The sequence below is a fragment of the Corynebacterium sp. KPL3927 genome (assembly GCF_040225835.1).
Classification (GTDB): Bacteria; Actinomycetota; Actinomycetes; order Mycobacteriales; family Mycobacteriaceae; genus Corynebacterium.
In genome coordinates, this window is sequence record NZ_JBEHGD010000003.1 from 17,974 (window position 1) to 33,277 (window position 15,304).

At 56.8% G+C, this 15,304-nt stretch carries 16 protein-coding genes; 6 read left to right on the top strand and 10 right to left on the bottom strand.

Annotated features, from left to right (window positions below; genetic code table 11):
* Positions 1-13: 13 nt before the first annotated feature.
* From galK to ABRP86_RS02480, 6 genes are all read right to left on the bottom strand, one after another.
* Positions 14-1,240: a galactokinase gene (gene galK / locus ABRP86_RS02455; RefSeq protein WP_349862309.1), complete on the bottom strand. Its 1,227-nt coding sequence runs from the start codon at positions 1,238-1,240 to the stop codon at positions 14-16.
* Positions 1,233-2,327, bottom strand: a complete 1,095-nt coding sequence (gene galT / locus ABRP86_RS02460) for a galactose-1-phosphate uridylyltransferase (RefSeq protein WP_349852068.1) — start codon at positions 2,325-2,327, stop codon at positions 1,233-1,235. The genes galK and galT overlap by 8 nt, the downstream gene beginning before the upstream one ends.
* Positions 2,327-2,569, bottom strand: coding sequence for a cell wall anchor protein (locus tag ABRP86_RS02465; protein ID WP_349852070.1), 243 nt, complete (start codon positions 2,567-2,569; stop codon positions 2,327-2,329). The genes galT and ABRP86_RS02465 overlap by 1 nt, the downstream gene beginning before the upstream one ends.
* A gap of 10 nt (positions 2,570-2,579) precedes the next feature.
* Positions 2,580-4,229 (bottom strand): sodium:solute symporter family protein, encoded by a 1,650-nt coding sequence (locus tag ABRP86_RS02470; protein ID WP_349852072.1) that lies wholly within the window; start codon positions 4,227-4,229, stop codon positions 2,580-2,582.
* A 19-nt stretch (positions 4,230-4,248) separates the two neighbouring features.
* Positions 4,249-5,148, bottom strand: coding sequence for an aldose 1-epimerase family protein (locus ABRP86_RS02475; RefSeq protein WP_349862310.1), 900 nt, complete (start codon positions 5,146-5,148; stop codon positions 4,249-4,251).
* A 280-nt stretch (positions 5,149-5,428) separates the two neighbouring features.
* Positions 5,429-5,884 (bottom strand): YdcF family protein, encoded by a 456-nt coding sequence (locus ABRP86_RS02480; protein ID WP_349852076.1) that lies wholly within the window; start codon positions 5,882-5,884, stop codon positions 5,429-5,431.
* Between the two features lie 121 nt (positions 5,885-6,005).
* Here ABRP86_RS02480 and ABRP86_RS02485 point away from each other — a divergent pair, with 121 nt between their 5' ends.
* From ABRP86_RS02485 to ABRP86_RS02505, 5 genes are read left to right on the top strand one after another with little or no spacing between them, the layout of a single operon-like run.
* The gene (locus ABRP86_RS02485) at positions 6,006-6,995 is read left to right on the top strand and encodes a LacI family DNA-binding transcriptional regulator (RefSeq protein ID WP_349852078.1); all 990 of its coding nucleotides are present in this window, start codon (positions 6,006-6,008) and stop codon (positions 6,993-6,995) included.
* A complete protein-coding gene (locus ABRP86_RS02490; protein WP_349862313.1) occupies positions 6,992-8,542 on the top strand; it encodes a sugar ABC transporter ATP-binding protein in 1,551 nt (516 codons plus the stop codon). The genes ABRP86_RS02485 and ABRP86_RS02490 overlap by 4 nt, the downstream gene beginning before the upstream one ends.
* Before the next feature lie 9 nt (positions 8,543-8,551).
* Positions 8,552-9,493, top strand: coding sequence for an ABC transporter permease (locus ABRP86_RS02495; protein WP_023016865.1), 942 nt, complete (start codon positions 8,552-8,554; stop codon positions 9,491-9,493).
* A gap of 10 nt (positions 9,494-9,503) precedes the next feature.
* Complete coding sequence (locus ABRP86_RS02500; RefSeq protein ID WP_349862315.1) at positions 9,504-10,418, top strand: substrate-binding domain-containing protein; 915 nt, start codon at positions 9,504-9,506, stop codon at positions 10,416-10,418.
* Positions 10,415-11,314 (top strand): ribokinase, encoded by a 900-nt coding sequence (locus tag ABRP86_RS02505; RefSeq protein ID WP_349852084.1) that lies wholly within the window; start codon positions 10,415-10,417, stop codon positions 11,312-11,314. The genes ABRP86_RS02500 and ABRP86_RS02505 overlap by 4 nt, the downstream gene beginning before the upstream one ends.
* Before the next feature lie 15 nt (positions 11,315-11,329).
* Here the strand turns inward: ABRP86_RS02505 and ABRP86_RS02510 are convergent, their stop codons facing one another.
* The 3 genes from ABRP86_RS02510 to ABRP86_RS02520 all read right to left on the bottom strand — a co-directional run bounded on the left by ABRP86_RS02510 (position 11,330) and on the right by ABRP86_RS02520 (position 14,134).
* Complete coding sequence (locus tag ABRP86_RS02510; protein WP_349852086.1) at positions 11,330-11,884, bottom strand: endonuclease domain-containing protein; 555 nt, start codon at positions 11,882-11,884, stop codon at positions 11,330-11,332.
* A gap of 520 nt (positions 11,885-12,404) precedes the next feature.
* Positions 12,405-12,905 carry a 5-(carboxyamino)imidazole ribonucleotide mutase gene (gene purE / locus ABRP86_RS02515; protein WP_349852088.1) on the bottom strand — a complete coding sequence of 167 codons (501 nt, stop codon included), beginning with the start codon at positions 12,903-12,905 and terminating at the stop codon, positions 12,405-12,407.
* A gap of 20 nt (positions 12,906-12,925) precedes the next feature.
* Positions 12,926-14,134 (bottom strand): 5-(carboxyamino)imidazole ribonucleotide synthase, encoded by a 1,209-nt coding sequence (locus tag ABRP86_RS02520; protein ID WP_349862317.1) that lies wholly within the window; start codon positions 14,132-14,134, stop codon positions 12,926-12,928.
* Here ABRP86_RS02520 and budA point away from each other — a divergent pair.
* Complete coding sequence (gene budA / locus ABRP86_RS02525; RefSeq protein ID WP_349852092.1) at positions 14,120-14,851, top strand: acetolactate decarboxylase; 732 nt, start codon at positions 14,120-14,122, stop codon at positions 14,849-14,851. The two genes, ABRP86_RS02520 and budA, sit on opposite strands and share 15 nt — an antisense overlap.
* Here the strand turns inward: budA and ABRP86_RS02530 are convergent.
* The gene (locus ABRP86_RS02530) at positions 14,829-15,269 is read right to left on the bottom strand and encodes a YdbT family protein (protein WP_349852094.1); all 441 of its coding nucleotides are present in this window, start codon (positions 15,267-15,269) and stop codon (positions 14,829-14,831) included. The two genes, budA and ABRP86_RS02530, sit on opposite strands and share 23 nt — an antisense overlap.
* Between the last annotated feature and the right edge of the window lie 35 nt (positions 15,270-15,304).

The following is a 15,304-nucleotide window of genomic DNA, read 5'->3' on the forward strand; positions in this document are numbered from 1 at the left end:
CGCCGCAGCACGCTTATTGTAATCGGCGCGCGCCCTCACCAGGCTGGGCCACCACGAAGGTCGGAGTAGGAAAACCCTGCTTTGCTGCTGCTTTTTCAATTGCATGCGCGGTCGCATCCACATCGTCCTTCGCCACTAAGGCAATAACCGCGCCGCCAAAGCCACCGCCAGTCATGCGCGCACCGAACTCGCCCGCCGCGGTAAAAGCAGAATCGAGTTCGGGCGTGGTGACCTCGTAAAGATCCCGCAGCGAGACATGGCTATCGCGCATCAGTTGGCGAAATGTGTCCATATCGGAGGCGCATAAGGCGGAAGCAGCACTCAAGGTGCGCTCGGTTTCCTCCACCACATGGCGCACGCGCCTGCGGTAAAGCTCGGCCGAGTGCGAGGACCTTTCGGCGAAGGTCGCAGCGAAGTCTATCGCATCCGGAATATCGCGGATAACGCACCCAGCCGCAGATTGCACGTCATCGATAACACCTCGGCGAGAGGCATATTGGCCATCAGACAGCGTGTGGGGCGCATTAGTATCTGCGATAAGCAGCACCAAATCTTGAGAGGCGATATCGAAGGGGATGCGTTCGACGGCTCCGGTAGCGAAATCGAGGAATAGTGCCTTTCCGCGCTGCCCAAAGAGGCTGGCATTTTGATCCAGTCCCCCGGTGGAAGCGCCCACCACCTCATTTTCAGCACGGATGCAGGCTTGGACGAGCTGCGCTCTAGCAGCATCATCGGGTAAACACCCATGGTCGAGTTCATAAGCTGCTACGGCAATAGAGCACTCCAACGCTGCAGAACTGGATAGACCAGAACCAACAGGAACGTCCGATACAATCGCGATATCGAGCCCAGTGCACTGCAATAAATCGGCCTCGACCGCCGCCCAGATGGTGCCAGCGACGTAGCCTGACCAATCAGCAGGATGCCCCGGTTGCACGCTAGAAAGCGGAACACAGGCCTGAGCGACGGAACCATCGAATTCCGAAGCGATGCGTATTGCGCCATCTGTACGCGGGCGCACAGCTACGGCCGTATTTTGTTCCAAGGCAAAAGGAATGGATGCGCCACCGGCATAGTCAATATGCTCGCCGATGAGGTTTACCCGCCCTGGAGCCGCCCACACCCCCACCGGCTCAGGGGCAGCAGCACCTGCCTCATCTTCAGCGAAAGTCTCCACGAAAAGCCGATGGGCAGCGGTTGCGAGTTCCTCGTCCGTGCGCGCAGTAAACCATTTAGGCATCCCAAACCTCCTTGAATCGCGCGGCAATACGTTCCGGCGTGGTGTCATTAATCCACACTCCCTGTGCAGATTCAGAACCGGCAAGGTACTTCATGCGATGCGGCGAGCGCATGAGCGAAAATAGTTGCAGGTGCATGCGGATCCCCTCGCGGATAGACGGATCCACCGGAGCTTGGGTCCATCCAGCAATATATGGGGTCTTTTCCACACCTTCAAAGAAGCGGTCAACTGCGGAATAGAGCTTTTTCAACAGGGGTGCTAAATCGGCGCGTTGCTCCTCATTCAGCGCAGAAAAGTCTGGGACGCCCTCATTCGGTAGCACCATCGCCTCCAGCGGCCACTTAGCAGCCGCTGGAACAAGGACAGTGAAATGCTCAGTCTCCGCAATAATGCGATTGCCTGCTTCCCGTTCCCTATCGAGGAGATCCTGAAAAAGATCGCCATCATAGGCATGAACCGAATCCACAATCGAGCGCAACCGTGGGGAAAGGAATGGGTAAGAATAAATCTGGCCATGCGGGTGCTGGAGGGTAACCCCGATTTCTTCCCCGCGGTTTTCAAAGGGAAAGACCTGCTGGACCCCATCGATGGCAGAAAGTGCCGCGGTGCGGTGCGCCCAGGCCTCGATCACCGTGCGAATGCGGGACTCAGCCAGATCCCGAAATGAAAGGGCTGGATCTTCGGTAAAACACACCACCTCGCAACGGGCATGGGCGGGCAAACGCGGGACCATACCGATAAGCTCATCTTTATCTGGCTCCTCAATCGTGGCGGCCGTGGAAAAAGAGGGGAAGCGGTTTTCAAAAACCACTACGTCATAGCTTGGGCTGGGAATCTCAGTTGGCAGTTGGTCCGGCCGCGTCGGGGCTAGAGGGTTTTCATTTGCCGGCGGCATGAAGGTTCTGTTCATGCGGTGTGCGGCAAAAGCCACCCAATCGCCGGTCAACGGGTCGCGGCGCATTTCAGAGGCGGGGGCGACGGCGGGGATATCGCGGGCATCGTCAAGCACGCGATCGGGGTGAGGTTTATCGTCGAAGTAGATGATCTCACGGCCATCGGCAAGCGTGGCATGGGTGATATCAACCATTACTCTTCTCCTGGAATCCGGATGGGCTTAAGGCGGGCCCAAAGGGCGAATAGTACCGCTACGGCAAGCATTCCGAGGCCTGCCCACAAGTTATCCGCTGCTTCTTTTGGCATGGCTGTTTCTGGGTTAATGCCTGGGTCGAGGAAGAAATAACAGGCGATGAGGATGAGGCCGTACAAGCCTAATAAGGCCCCAATCACGTTGCGTAGGTCGAATGCGCCTGCGTGCTGTTTTTCAGACATAAGCTACTCCTTAGGCGAAAATGATATTGAGGCCGACGGCCATGGCGAGGCAGATAATGCCCAATGGGATAGTTTGCTGGTACCACGGCAAAGACTTTTCGGTGTAGTCCTCAAAGTGGCCCTTCGGCGTCACGGAAGAAACAAAGCCCACGAGCTCGCTGTCCGGTTTGGGCTGGGTACACATGCTGACGATGATGGAAACGAGGATGTCCACTACGAAAGCGACACCGGCAGCCACGAACGCGGTGCCCTGGCCTGGCAGATTGATGGCATCGGTGAAAGTAGCGATATACCAGAACACGATGGCCGATGCCGTACCAGCAACCAGCCCAGACCAACCGGCATGCGGGGTCATTCGCTTCCAGAACATGCCCAAGATGAACGTGGCGAAGAGCGGCGCATTAAAGAATCCAAAGAGCGTTTGCAGGTAATCCATGATATTGCCAAAGTTTTGCGCCAACAATGCGGTGAAAATCGCAATCGCCGTCGCCGCCACCGTAGCCCATCGTCCAAACTTGAGGTAATAATCGTCCTCACGATCCTTAACCACATACGTTTGCCAGATGTCATAAGACATAACTGTGTTAAAGGCAGAGATATTGGCGGCCATACCGGCCATAAAGGATGCCAACAAGCCCGCAATGGCCACGCCCAGGAGGCCATTAGGCAGCAAATCACGCATCAGCAACAAGATGGCATCATTCGGTTCAGCCCGTTGTTCCATCAGGTCCGCAACCGATACTGAAGCCACCATGCCCGGAATTACCACCAAGAATGGAATAAACATCTTCGGGAAGGCACCGATGATCGGGGTCTTGCGCGCAGCGGAAATGGAATCTGAGGCCATTGCTCGCTGCACTTCTACGAAGTTCGTGGTCCAGTAACCAAAAGACAGCACAAAGCCCAAACCCAAGACGATTCCGATGACCGACCAAACGGGGTTTTCGAAACCGGAAATTTCCGTGCCCGGCCACGTGTGAAAGTGCGATTCATCAGCAACGGCATCTTTCAAGCCGCTCCATCCGCCGACTCGGTTGAGGCCGATAATCGTCAAAGGTGCGAGCGCAGCCACGATGACGAAGAATTGCAATACCTCGTTATAAATGGCTGCAGACAGGCCACCCAATGTAATGTAGGACAGCACGATAATTCCGGCTACCAGCAGAGATACCCACATCTGCCACCCCAGCAAGGCTTCTACGATGGTGGCTAGAAGGTAGAGGTTCACGCCGGCAATGAGCAACTGAGCGATGGCAAAGGAAATCGCATTCACCAAGTGTGCCGCATTACCAAACCGCTTGCGCATGAACTCCGGAACCGAACGCACCTTGGAGCCGTAGTAAAACGGCATCATCACGATGCCGAGGAAAACCATGGCCGGTACGGCGCCAATCCAGAAGTAGTGCATGGTCTGGAAGCCGTATTCCACACCGTTGGCGGACATACCGATAATTTCCACCGCACCCAAGTTGGCAGAGACAAAGGCCAGCCCAGTTACCCAGGCCGGAAGTCCCCTACCAGATAAAAAGAAGTCAATGGAGTTTGAGACCCGGGCCTTTGCCGCCCAGCCGATGCCCAAAACGAATAGGAAGTAAATGGCTACCAACAGGTAGTCCACCCATGAGGCATCCAGCCTCAATACGGATTCAGCTGTTTCCATCGCTGACCTTTCTCGATTTTTATTTTTCTACGGCAGACAAGAGCAGGCTAAAAGTTTGGGAATGCCCCTGAGCAAGAGATACGAGACCATTCCCGCTTCGCAGGGCATTAGGCGGCGCACTCATCGGCTCGACTGCGAGGGCCCTTCCCGCAGGAGTTGTATCCCGGGGGAAATTTTCTGGCGTATACAGTTGCACCCACTCCAAACCAGGATCCATTTCCAGACGAACCCCACGGCCCTGAGCGGTGTAATCCGCTACGAGAGGTCCGTTACCATGGAAGCAATCATCCCAATCCACACTGTCTAGCGGCTGTTCCAGCAACTCCACTGGCTCCACCTGCCCGGTGGGCAGGTTTCTTTCACCCAGAAGGTGGTGCTCATCCACATTCAGGTTGAGCACGCACTCGTGCGTGGGTGCACCCTGCGCAGACAAGTAAAGGTGAAGCCCATAAGCAAATGGAATCTCCTCGGCGTGCTCGGTCACGGCCTTCACATGAGAATGCAAGCCGCTGTCATCCACGGCGTAGGTGGCCACTAGCTCTACAGTCCAAGGCCAGCCATTGTAGGGCCCAATGCTAAAAGTTAGCGTGACCTCGTCTTTATGCTGTTTAACTAGCTTCCACCAGTTCACTGCAAGCCCATGAATAGCGTTATTGCGCTCTGGTTCTGTAATGCCCAGCTGGTAGTGCTCACCCTGCCAGGTGAATTGACCGTCTTCGGTGCGGTTAGGCCACGGCGCCATTACCACCCCGGCCATCATCGGGGGCTTGTCCTTATAGGTTTCTAACAGCGGCCGTCCCTGAAAGGTCAGGGACTTCACGCCGCCGCCCCATAGGGCAATTTCGGCTAAGTAATCGCCATGAGAGATGCTGACGCACTCAATGTCGGCGCGCTCTTCATTCGATGTATAACCGGTCATATTAACGACCTTTCTGGCTATAACGTGTGATTGAAATCAGCTTAAGATCTCGCGCAAAATCAAGTCAATCGTTTGCACAACCATCTCCTTAAAAGGAGCATTTGGCCAGCTCGGCCACTGCAAGATTGACCCATTTCAGGGCTACTGCGGTGTACATACCCACACCATTGCGTACCCACATGCCTGAGATTGATTTTTACCTCTCCCCCAGAATGCGAGGAATACTGGCCTCCCAGCAGTCCAAGCCAGACGAGATCACCCCCTGCACAATCGCTTCCCACTACTTGCACAGTCGCCGCCACAGGATGCGCGCCGCGGAATGCGGGGTCGCCACAACCTCGCGCAGGTAATTGCTCGGCATCGAAAGCCACGGCGTGCGCGCGGGATGAACGTTAATCGCGATCCCCAAGTGCCAAGCCCACAATGTGGTGCGCAGTGCATGGAAATCGTTGGTAACCACCTGCAACACAGCATCTGGTGCGAGGCTGTGCGCGTTTTCTAGGTTCTCATTTGTACTGGTAGCGGCCGGTTCCACAAGTACATCCGCAGGATCCACACCCCGCTGGAACAAGTACTCAGCCATCGCGCCCGCTTCCCCTCGGCCAGAGACGATGACCGTCTGCCCAGAATAGAGCTCGAGTGCCTTATCCAAGCGAGACCGCAGCATGGCGCCCGGATGGCCGTGGGTGACACGGGAGCCCAATACAAGGAGCGGATCGCGCTGGGAATTATCCATGATTATTAGCTTAGACCGGCGGGAACCCTTGACACTGATAAGAGCCAAACCGTAGAGTTAAAATAATCGTGCAAACGATTGCACACTTAGTCGTTTATTCCCCATCTATGAGGAGCTCGGCATGGCTACAACCACGCTGAAAGACGTCGCCGCGGCTGCTGGGGTGTCCATTTCCACCGCCTCACGCTCGTTGGCGGGAAATACCTCCATTTCAAAGGCCACGCGGACCCGGGTTCAAGACGTCGCTGAAAAGCTTAATTACAGGCCCAATGCCCAGGCGAGGGCTCTGCGCAGCGCGCGCTCACACGCCATCGGGCTCATCATTCCCAATCTAGATAACCCCTACTTCGCTGCCATGGCAGCGGCGGTGGAAAAAGAAGCAAACACCCAAGGTATCGCCACCATCATTACCAGTTGCGGGGAAGATCCGGAACGCCTAGTGACAGCATTGGAAGCATTGGGACAACGACGAGTCGACGGCATCATCGCCGTACCGCTCGCTGGAACAAAGGATGCCCTGGCGAAATCGCAGGAACAACGCCCCCTCGTTCTCATTGACCGCGAACTCTACTCGCTGCCATCCGTGGTTTCAGACCCCTCCCCTGGAATCAACGACGCCGTGGCCCAACTCAAGGACAAGGGCCATACCAAGATTGGTTATCTCTCGGGGCCGCAAGAAACTTCTACTGGCCGCCAGCGCCTCGAGGTGTTTAAGCAGGCCGCTCAGGGAATGGATATACACATCCATCAAGGCAACTTTCGGCACAAGGAAGGCTATAAGGGCGCCATCGAACTGCTGCAAGCAGAAGTCACCGCAATTGTTGCCGGGGATTTCATGATGACTGCCGGCGCATTAGAGGCCTGTCATAACGCTGGTAAAGCCATCGGCCAAGAAGTAGCGCTCGTTGGTTTCGATGATTTTATCTATCTGCGGTTTCAAGCGGCCCCAATTTCCGTGGTGGACCAAGATGTCGCCTGCATGGGCCGAACCGCCGCTGCTGAACTCATCGCATCCATCGAAGATAAACGGCAACCCCAAGGAAAAATCCTTCCCACCCGCTATATTCCGCGGATGTCCACAGCCCACGAGGTGCAGGGAGAACACACATGAGCGATATCGTCCTCAAACTCGACAACGTTACTAAGTCCTTCGGACCAGTCGAGGTCATCAAAGGCGTAGATTTAGACGTACGCTATGGGCAGATTCAAGCCCTCCTCGGTGAAAATGGTGCCGGGAAATCCACACTCATCAAGATGATCGCAGGCGTACACGAGCCGGATGCAGGACGAATCCTCATTGATGGATCCGAGGTAAAAATCCCCGATACCAAAGCCTCCGAAGCGCTTGGCATCGCCACAATCCATCAAGAGCTCAACCTCGTTCCCACGATGTCTGTGGCAGAAAACATCATGCTCGGGCGGACGCCGAATAAGTTTGGCCTAGTCAACAGAAAACACCTCAAAGCACAAGCTAAAGCAGCATTAGACCTCATCGGCTTGGACGTTGATTTAAATCAACCGGTAAGCGAGCTGGGCATCGCCAAGCAGCAATTGGTAGAAATAGCCAAAGCCCTATCGATGAATGCGCGCATCCTCATTCTTGATGAGCCAACCGCGGCATTGACGGGCAAGGAGGTCGATGCCCTTTTCACGGTATTAGAGGACCTGAAAGCCAAGGGCGTCGCGATGGTTTTTATCAGCCATCACCTCGATGAACTGGCGCGAATCGCAGAGACCATCAGTGTGCTGCGAGACGGAGCCTTCATCGCTGAAGTCCCCGCTGATACCGATAAGGACGAGCTGGTGCGGCTTATGGTTGGCCGTGAGATTGAAAACCAGTATCCGCGAGAAGCTTCGGCTCAGCCTGGTAAGGCACTGCTTGAAGTTAAAGACCTGTCCTCCGAAGGCGCATTTCACGATGTCTCGTTTGAAGTGCGCGCCGGCGAGGTGGTCGGGCTGGCCGGCCTTGTGGGAGCGGGCCGTACAGAGATTATCCGCGCTATCGCCGGGGCGGATTCGTATGATTCGGGCACGATACATGTCGAAGGAAACGCTCTACCCAACGGCGATATCAGTTCCTCCATCGCCGCAGGGGTAGGCCATATTCCGGAAAACCGTAAATCACAGGCCTTGATCCTCGATGCCTCAGTATCCGACAACCTTGGTCTTGCCACCTTGTATCCCACGGCGAAGGCAGGGCTCGCAGACCGCAAGGGGCAACACCGACGAGCCGGTGAGGTTGCCGAAACCCTTCGGATCCGGATGGCCGGGCTGGACCAACCCATCCGTGATCTCTCGGGTGGTAACCAGCAAAAGGCTGTGTTCGGTCGGTGGGTACTGGCCGGCTCCAGAGTCTTATTGCTTGATGAACCAACTCGCGGCGTCGATGTTGGTGCAAAGGTAGAAATCTACAACATCATCAACGAAGTAACTGCAGAAGGCGGAGCAGTACTCATGGTTTCCTCGGATCTGCCTGAGATTCTCGGTATGTCTGACCGCATCCTCGTAATGTCCGGGGGCCAGCTGGTGGGACAGCTACCCAAGGATTCCACTCAAGACGAGGTCATGGCACTTGCCGTTTCCAACGTAGCTGCCGCTACGGAAGTCTCCGCAGTCAACACCGAATCCGCCACACCACCTTCCGCCTCTACAAAATAAGGAATACTCATGACCAAGAATCGCATTGCCAACTGGGCCATGAATAATGGCGCGCTCGTGGGGCTCATCGCCTTGTGTATCGCGCTCTTTATCGCCACTCCCTATTTCCTTACGGTGGCTAACCTCCTCAACGTAGGTATTCAAGCTGCCACGGTGGCCATCTTGGCCTTTGGCATGACTTTCGTCATCGTCACTGCAGGCATTGACCTTTCTGTTGGCTCGGTGGCGGCCTTGGGAGCAATGGTTTCGGCCTACATGTTCTCCAACGCTGGGCTTCCCGGCTGGCTTACTCTGCTTATCGGTTTGTTCGTCGGTGCGCTCGCCGGTGCTATCTGCGGTATGGCCACTGCTTGGGGAAAAATTCCCTCTTTCATTGCAACTCTGGCCATGATGTCCATCGCCCGCGGCATCACGCTCGTAATTTCACAGGGTTCGCCCATCGAAACTGCACCCACAGTTAACGCCTTCGGCGGCGACGTATTCGGCTTCCCGGTTCCCATCATCATGATGGTCATCGCTGGCGTTATCTGCTGGTTCATCTTAGAGCGCACCGTCCTCGGCCGTTCCATGTATGCCATCGGCGGAAACCTTGAAGCCGCGCGCCTGTCTGGTCTGCCAGTAAGGCGTATCCAAATCGCAGTATTCGCGCTTTCCGGATTTTTCGCCGCCTGGGCAGGAATGGTTATGGCGGGCCGCCTTGAATCCGCACAGCCACAAGCCGGAACCGGTTATGAGCTAGATGCTATTGCAGCCGTTGTCATCGGTGGTGCCTCCCTTTCCGGCGGACAAGGCAAAGCCACGGGCACACTCGTTGGCGCCATCCTTTTGGCCGTGATTCGCAATGGATTGAATCTGCTCAATGTTTCTTCTTTCTGGCAGCAGATTGTCATCGGCTTGGTCATCGCCCTAGCCGTGGGCTTCGACGTATTCCGTAATAAGACCGCGAATTAGGCAGGAGACCATGAAGAAACTTTTAGTCTCACTTATCGTCCCAGCACTAGCGTTGGGTCTAGCCTCGTGCAACCGCTCCGAGGAGGATCGAAGCCGCATCACCCTGTCCGTATCGACGCAAACTAATCCATTCTTCGTAGAATTACTCCACGGCGCACAAGATAAAGCCAAAGAGTTAGACGTTCCCCTCGATATCCAAGATGCCTCCGATGACCCGGCTCAACAGGTCAATCAGTTGGGAAATGCGACATCCATGGGCGCAAAAGTGGTGGTCATTAATCCCACCGACTCTGATGCCGTCGCCCCCGCTGTACGCAGCATCAAAAATGATGGTGTGCCAGTCATCGGAGTCGACCGAGACGTCAACGGCGTGGAACTAGATTCCATGGTTGCTTCTGATAACGAGGCCGGTGGCGCCCAAGCGGCGGATAAACTCGCAGAATCGATCGGAGAAGAGGGCGAAATTCTGATCCTGCAGGGAACCGCTGGTACCTCTGCCTCGCGCGAACGCGGCAAGGGGTTTGAGGAAAGGATCGCGCAGTACCCCGGCATCAAGGTCGCCGGCAAACAGTCCGCGAATTTCGACCGCACTGAAGGCCTCAACGTAACTACCAATCTGCTGCAGGCGAACCCGAATATCAGCGCCATTTTTGCAGAAAACGATGAGATGGCTTTAGGCGCTGTTGAGGCTCTCGGTTCCAGAGCCGGCAAGGAAGTCAAAATTGTTGCCTTCGATGGCACCTTTGACGGACTCAAAGCCGTAAAAGATGGCAAGCTGGAGGCAACGATCGCCCAGCAGCCTGCCGAGCTTGGTGCCCGAGCAATTGAACAAGCAGCAGCGCTTCTGCACGGCGAGAGCGCAGAAAAGAATGTCCCTGTTGAGGTTATTACCGTCACCAAAGACACCGTGGAGGATTTCCAATGAGCAAACTCACCGTCGTCGGCTCGATTAATGCTGACCTTATTGTCCACGCCGAACGCCACCCGCATCCCGGCGAAACCCTGCTGGGCTCCGGCGGCGAGATCCTCGCTGGCGGCAAGGGCGCAAACCAAGCGGTAGCCGCCGCGCAATTGGGCGCCAATGTAGCATTCGTCGGCGCGGTCGGCTCCGATCCCTACACCGAGCCCGCCATGCACTACATGCGGCGGTCGGGCATCGATCTCAGTGCGGTGGAGCAAACCGACGCCAACACCGGCCTCGCAGTCATTACGGTATCTGCCGACGGGGAAAACACCATTGTCATCTCCCCCGGCGCCAACGCGCTTGTCGATGCCCCCTTCGTCACCGCCCGCCAATCCACCATCGCTGATGCGGACGTGGTCCTGCTCCAGGGCGAAATCCCCGCTTCCGGTTTCAAAGCCGCAGTCGACGCTGCCCAAGGACGCGTAGTGGTAAACCTTGCCCCTGTCATCGAGGTGGATCGCGATGCCCTCCTCCACGCAGATCCCCTCATGGCCAACGAGCACGAAGCAGGGCTTATCCTCGAACAATTAGGCCTTTCTTCCACCGGCACCCCGCGCGAGCTCGCCCACCGCCTCGTTTCCGCCGGCTTTAAATCGGTGGTCCTTACCCTTGGGGCCGAAGGTGCCTATGTGGCCACTCCCGAGTCGAACACAGACATCCCCACCCCAAAAATCACCGCGGTCGACACCACCGGTTCCGGTGATGCTTTTGCCGGCGCTTTCTGCACCAAGCTCCTCGAGGGCGCCACACTCGTCGATGCCGCTTCCTTCGCCGCACGCGTCGGTGCCTTCGCAGCCACCAGCACTGGGGCCCAGCCGTCCTACCCCACGACCACTTCTGAGCTGCCGGAGGTCTGACAAGCATAGAAATATCTAGCCATATATCGGCTCGGACTCATATCCGGCGAGGATCCAATGCCACTGCCACACGGGCTTGTGAACGTGCGAAGTGAAGTTGGTACGGTCCTCGTCTGCCTCGATTATTTGCTGCACCACATCAACTAAATGGTGCTTCACGCAGCTCCCCGAGTAACGCAGCACCGTATAGCCTTTCAGCGCAGCGTTATTTCCCTTCCACCGGTCCTTGATGAAGGTGCCTAAGTCTTCCGCCTTGTGGTAATCATAACCGTCAATCTCTACCGCCACCTTGTCCAGGACGATGTCCCACAGGTACGGACCAATCTGGTAGTTAACCTGCACCTTTTTACCGCGCTTCTGCAAAGCGCGGGCTACCTTCCTCTCCGCTTCGCTATCGGCCCCAATGGCGGACTTCGTCACCAACTCCTTTACCCGCGCCGGTACCCGAGAGATCGTTGCCCAATCCTTTTCCAATTCCTGTTTTCCCCGGCGCTTCTGATAGCGCTTTTCCAGCATCGCCACCGCCGCGGCCTCGTCCACTTCTCCTGCGGCTAATAGGGGATTCTGCACAGGAACACCTTCATGGCTAAAGGTTGTCTTCTGGCGAGTGCGTTGCATTTTTACCCACTCGGAATCCTTCAATGGATGCTCATGGGCACAGTGCAGCGGAAAGGTCAGCTTTCTATCGGAGTAGAGCTCAACTGCGGATTTCCCGGCAATCATAATCCCGGGCATTTTGTCATGCAGGATGCGAGCAAGCTCGAGTGGCGTGGGTTTCCGCCACGTATACAGTCCGTGGCGGATCTTTATTATTTTCCCTTTTACTAACGCAGACCTAAGTTCGTCTGGGTTCAGCCCCGATACTACAAGTTCCTTCATCTATTCCCCCTCGGAACAAATACGGCCCCAGGGGAAGTTTAAGTGAAACAGGATCACCTCGCACGGCTGCGCCCTGCTAGACATTGTCTGGCCATTGTCTAGAAAGCTGCTTGCATCGGAGCATAACGTCCAAAAGCAACCGCGTTTCTGAAAAAAATCAGGCCCAAAATCGGACGAACGCGGTCGCAATTGGCAGAATCGGTGGAAAGTGCTACTCCCCTAGCAGCTTCGAGCGCAGGTTCTTATCCTTTTGCTCGACCTCGTCCGCCATCTGCTCTTGGTAAGCAACCATCTTGTCTTGCAGCGCTGGGTCTCCGGCACCCAAGATGCGGGCGGCCAGCAGGCCGGCGTTCTTTGCGCCGCCAATGGAGACGGTGGCCACGGGAACGCCGCTAGGCATCTGCACGATAGAAAGCAGGGAATCTAGGCCATCGAGGTCCTTGAGTGCGCGCGGAATACCGATGACGGGCAGCGGTGTGGCAGCCGCGACCATACCGGGCAGATGTGCAGCACCGCCGGCGCAAGCGATGATGGTCTTCAGGCCGCGGGAGTGCGCGCCCTTGGCATAGGCCAGCATCTTTTCTGGGGTACGGTGAGCGCTGACCACGCCAACCTCAAAGGGGATGCCGAAGTCCGCGAGGACCTGCGCAGCCGGTTCGACGGTGGGCCAATCCGAGTCTGAGCCCATGATGATTCCTACCTGCGGTTCCATAATGTCCTTTCTAGAATTGGTTAAGCCCAGGTCGCGTGCATGAGAAAGTGCGCAGCTTGGCCAGCAGCATCGCGGGTCTCCTCAAGAGAAGTACCAGCGACATTGACGTGGCCGATCTTACGGCCAGCGCGGTGGTCCTTGCCGTACAGGTGAATCTTGGCGTGTGGGTAGCGTTCCATGACCTCGCGAACACGCTGCGGCATAGGCATCTTGGGATCTGCATCCGCGCCGAGCACATTTGCCATAATGGTCACCGGGGCTAGGGCGTCCACCGCGCCCAAGGGCAGGTCGAGTACGGCGCGCAGGTGCTGTTCGAACTGCGAGGTCACGCAGCCATCCTGGGTCCAGTGGCCGGTATTGTGCGGGCGCATGGCCAATTCATTGACGGAGATGTCCTCGCCACCCTCACCGTTGAAGGCGAAAAGCTCCACGGCCAGCACGCCGGTCACACCGAGGGATTCGGCAATGCTCAGCCCCAGCGCAGAGGCGCGTTCGGCCAGCTCAGGCGAGAGATCGGGCGCAGGCGCGATGGCCTCGGCACAGATGCCGTTGGCCTGGCGGGACTGGGTAATGGGCCAGACCTTGGCCTCACCGGATGGGCGGCGCGCTACCAAGATGGATAGCTCGCGGGTCAGATCCACTTTTTCTTCGGCCATCAGCGGGGTGTCGGCCTCGAGCAGCTCGGCAACGAGGTCATCGAGATCGGCATCCGAAGGAAACCATACGCCCTTGCCGTCGTAGCCACCCCGGCGGGCCTTGAGGCAGACGCGACCCTCCACGGCATCGAAAAACGCGCGGGCATCGGCAACGGATTCGATGGCGCTAAACCGCGGAACGGGCGCACCCAGAGCGGAGAGCTTTTCGCGCATGTCCAGCTTGTCCTGGGCATAGCGCAGGGCGCTGGGCTGGGGCTGGACGTTAAAGGAGGCATCGATAAGCGCAGCGGAATGCTCATTGGGCACATGCTCATGCTCGAAGGTGATGGCGTCCGCGCCGCGGGCTGCTGCTAGCAGATCCTCGTAGTTGTGATAATCGCCCACCACGATATCCGGGGTGACCTGCGCGGTAGAAGAATCCGGGCTGCCAGCAAGAATCTGCAGATGAATATCGAGTTCCGCAGCGGCAGGCTGCATCATGCGCGCCAACTGACCATCGCCACAGACAGTTACAATAGGTTTTGAGACACTCACGCACACAATACTAGCTTGGATACCATGTTTACCCGTCATTCGATCTTCCAGAACTCTCTCATGAGCGCCCTCCTTGATGGCATCTATGACGGCGAGATGACCATTTCTGAACTGCTAGGAAAGGGAAATTTTGGCATCGGCACTTTTAACGGCCTCGATGGTGAAATGATCATCCTGGACGGGACCTGCTACCAGCTGCGCAGCGATGGCTCCGCTCGGGTTGCGGACCTGGACCAGCAAACCCCCTATGCCGTGGCCACTAACTTTGTGCCTCGCATTCTTGTCGATGCCCCACGGGGCCTGCGTCGCGACGAGCTTTCCGCCTTCATCGATGAGGTGGAACCTTCTGCAAACTACATGTATGCGGTCCGCATCACGGGCAGGTTTTCTGAGGTCACCACGCGCACGGTGGTAAAACAATCCAAGCCCTATCCCCCAATGACCCAGGCGGTAGGCAGCGATAAGGAATTGCACTTTAGCGATGTCGAAGGTGTCATCGGCGGCTTCCGCACGCCCGTGTATGAGCGGGGAATTTCGGTGCCGGGCTGCCACGTGCACTTTATCGACGCCGCGCGTAAGTCCGGCGGACACGTGCTGGATTACACCGTGGACGAGGCGAAAATCGAGTTATGCCCCGGCTCCGATTTAGAGCTGCGCCTGCCGCTGACTCAGGAATTCGGCCGCGCTAACCTCGCGCCGGAGGACCTAGATAAGCAATTGCATACCACCGAGGTTAAAACCACGGGCGATCATTAATAATTTCCGCAACCTGCTTTGACTTGGCCACGGTAGGAAAATACATGGCCCTGTCCCAGCCGTTGAGCGCGATGGAGATACCGCCGCGGCGCTTACGAGCGCCACGGATATCTTCCAGCGGAATCGAATCGATGTGGCGGCCCTCCCGCACAATCACGCGGCGGTTGGTCACGATGAACCGCTTACGGCGGGCCCTATATAAAGGAAGCAAAAAGCGCCACGTGCTCAGCCCGGCCCACAAGACTACGAGCCCATTGCGCAGCATCGGTTCTACTCCCTGTGCGTCGCACCACCCGATGGCAATCCACAGCACACCGGTGATGAGGATGAGCTCCAGAAATGGGAAAACGAGCGCACGAAATGGTGCGGATACATCCGCGCGCTTGACCTCGCCTTGGCCCATCTTCATCAATCCCATAGCCATGGATAATACCAGTGCGTGCCAGTACGACT

Excerpts from the sequence above, each read along its gene's own strand:
- ABRP86_RS02485 (WP_349852078.1), top strand. The coding sequence starts at position 6,006 with ATGGCTACAACCACGCTGAAAGACGTCGCCGCGGCTGCTGGGGTGTCC.
- ABRP86_RS02505 (WP_349852084.1), top strand. The coding sequence starts at position 10,415 with ATGAGCAAACTCACCGTCGTCGGCTCGATTAATGCTGACCTTATTGTC.
- ABRP86_RS02530 (WP_349852094.1), bottom strand. The coding sequence starts at position 15,269 with ATGGGATTGATGAAGATGGGCCAAGGCGAGGTCAAGCGCGCGGATGTA.
- purE (WP_349852088.1), bottom strand. The coding sequence starts at position 12,905 with ATGGAACCGCAGGTAGGAATCATCATGGGCTCAGACTCGGATTGGCCC.
- ABRP86_RS02470 (WP_349852072.1), bottom strand. The coding sequence starts at position 4,229 with ATGGAAACAGCTGAATCCGTATTGAGGCTGGATGCCTCATGGGTGGAC.
- ABRP86_RS02500 (WP_349862315.1), top strand. The coding sequence starts at position 9,504 with ATGAAGAAACTTTTAGTCTCACTTATCGTCCCAGCACTAGCGTTGGGT.
- ABRP86_RS02480 (WP_349852076.1), bottom strand. The coding sequence starts at position 5,884 with ATGGATAATTCCCAGCGCGATCCGCTCCTTGTATTGGGCTCCCGTGTC.
- ABRP86_RS02490 (WP_349862313.1), top strand. The coding sequence starts at position 6,992 with ATGAGCGATATCGTCCTCAAACTCGACAACGTTACTAAGTCCTTCGGA.
- galK (WP_349862309.1), bottom strand. The coding sequence starts at position 1,240 with ATGCCTAAATGGTTTACTGCGCGCACGGACGAGGAACTCGCAACCGCT.
- ABRP86_RS02495 (WP_023016865.1), top strand. The coding sequence starts at position 8,552 with ATGACCAAGAATCGCATTGCCAACTGGGCCATGAATAATGGCGCGCTC.
- ABRP86_RS02520 (WP_349862317.1), bottom strand. The coding sequence starts at position 14,134 with ATGACGGGTAAACATGGTATCCAAGCTAGTATTGTGTGCGTGAGTGTC.
- ABRP86_RS02465 (WP_349852070.1), bottom strand. The coding sequence starts at position 2,569 with ATGTCTGAAAAACAGCACGCAGGCGCATTCGACCTACGCAACGTGATT.
- ABRP86_RS02475 (WP_349862310.1), bottom strand. The coding sequence starts at position 5,148 with ATGACCGGTTATACATCGAATGAAGAGCGCGCCGACATTGAGTGCGTC.
- budA (WP_349852092.1), top strand. The coding sequence starts at position 14,120 with ATGTTTACCCGTCATTCGATCTTCCAGAACTCTCTCATGAGCGCCCTC.
- galT (WP_349852068.1), bottom strand. The coding sequence starts at position 2,327 with ATGGTTGATATCACCCATGCCACGCTTGCCGATGGCCGTGAGATCATC.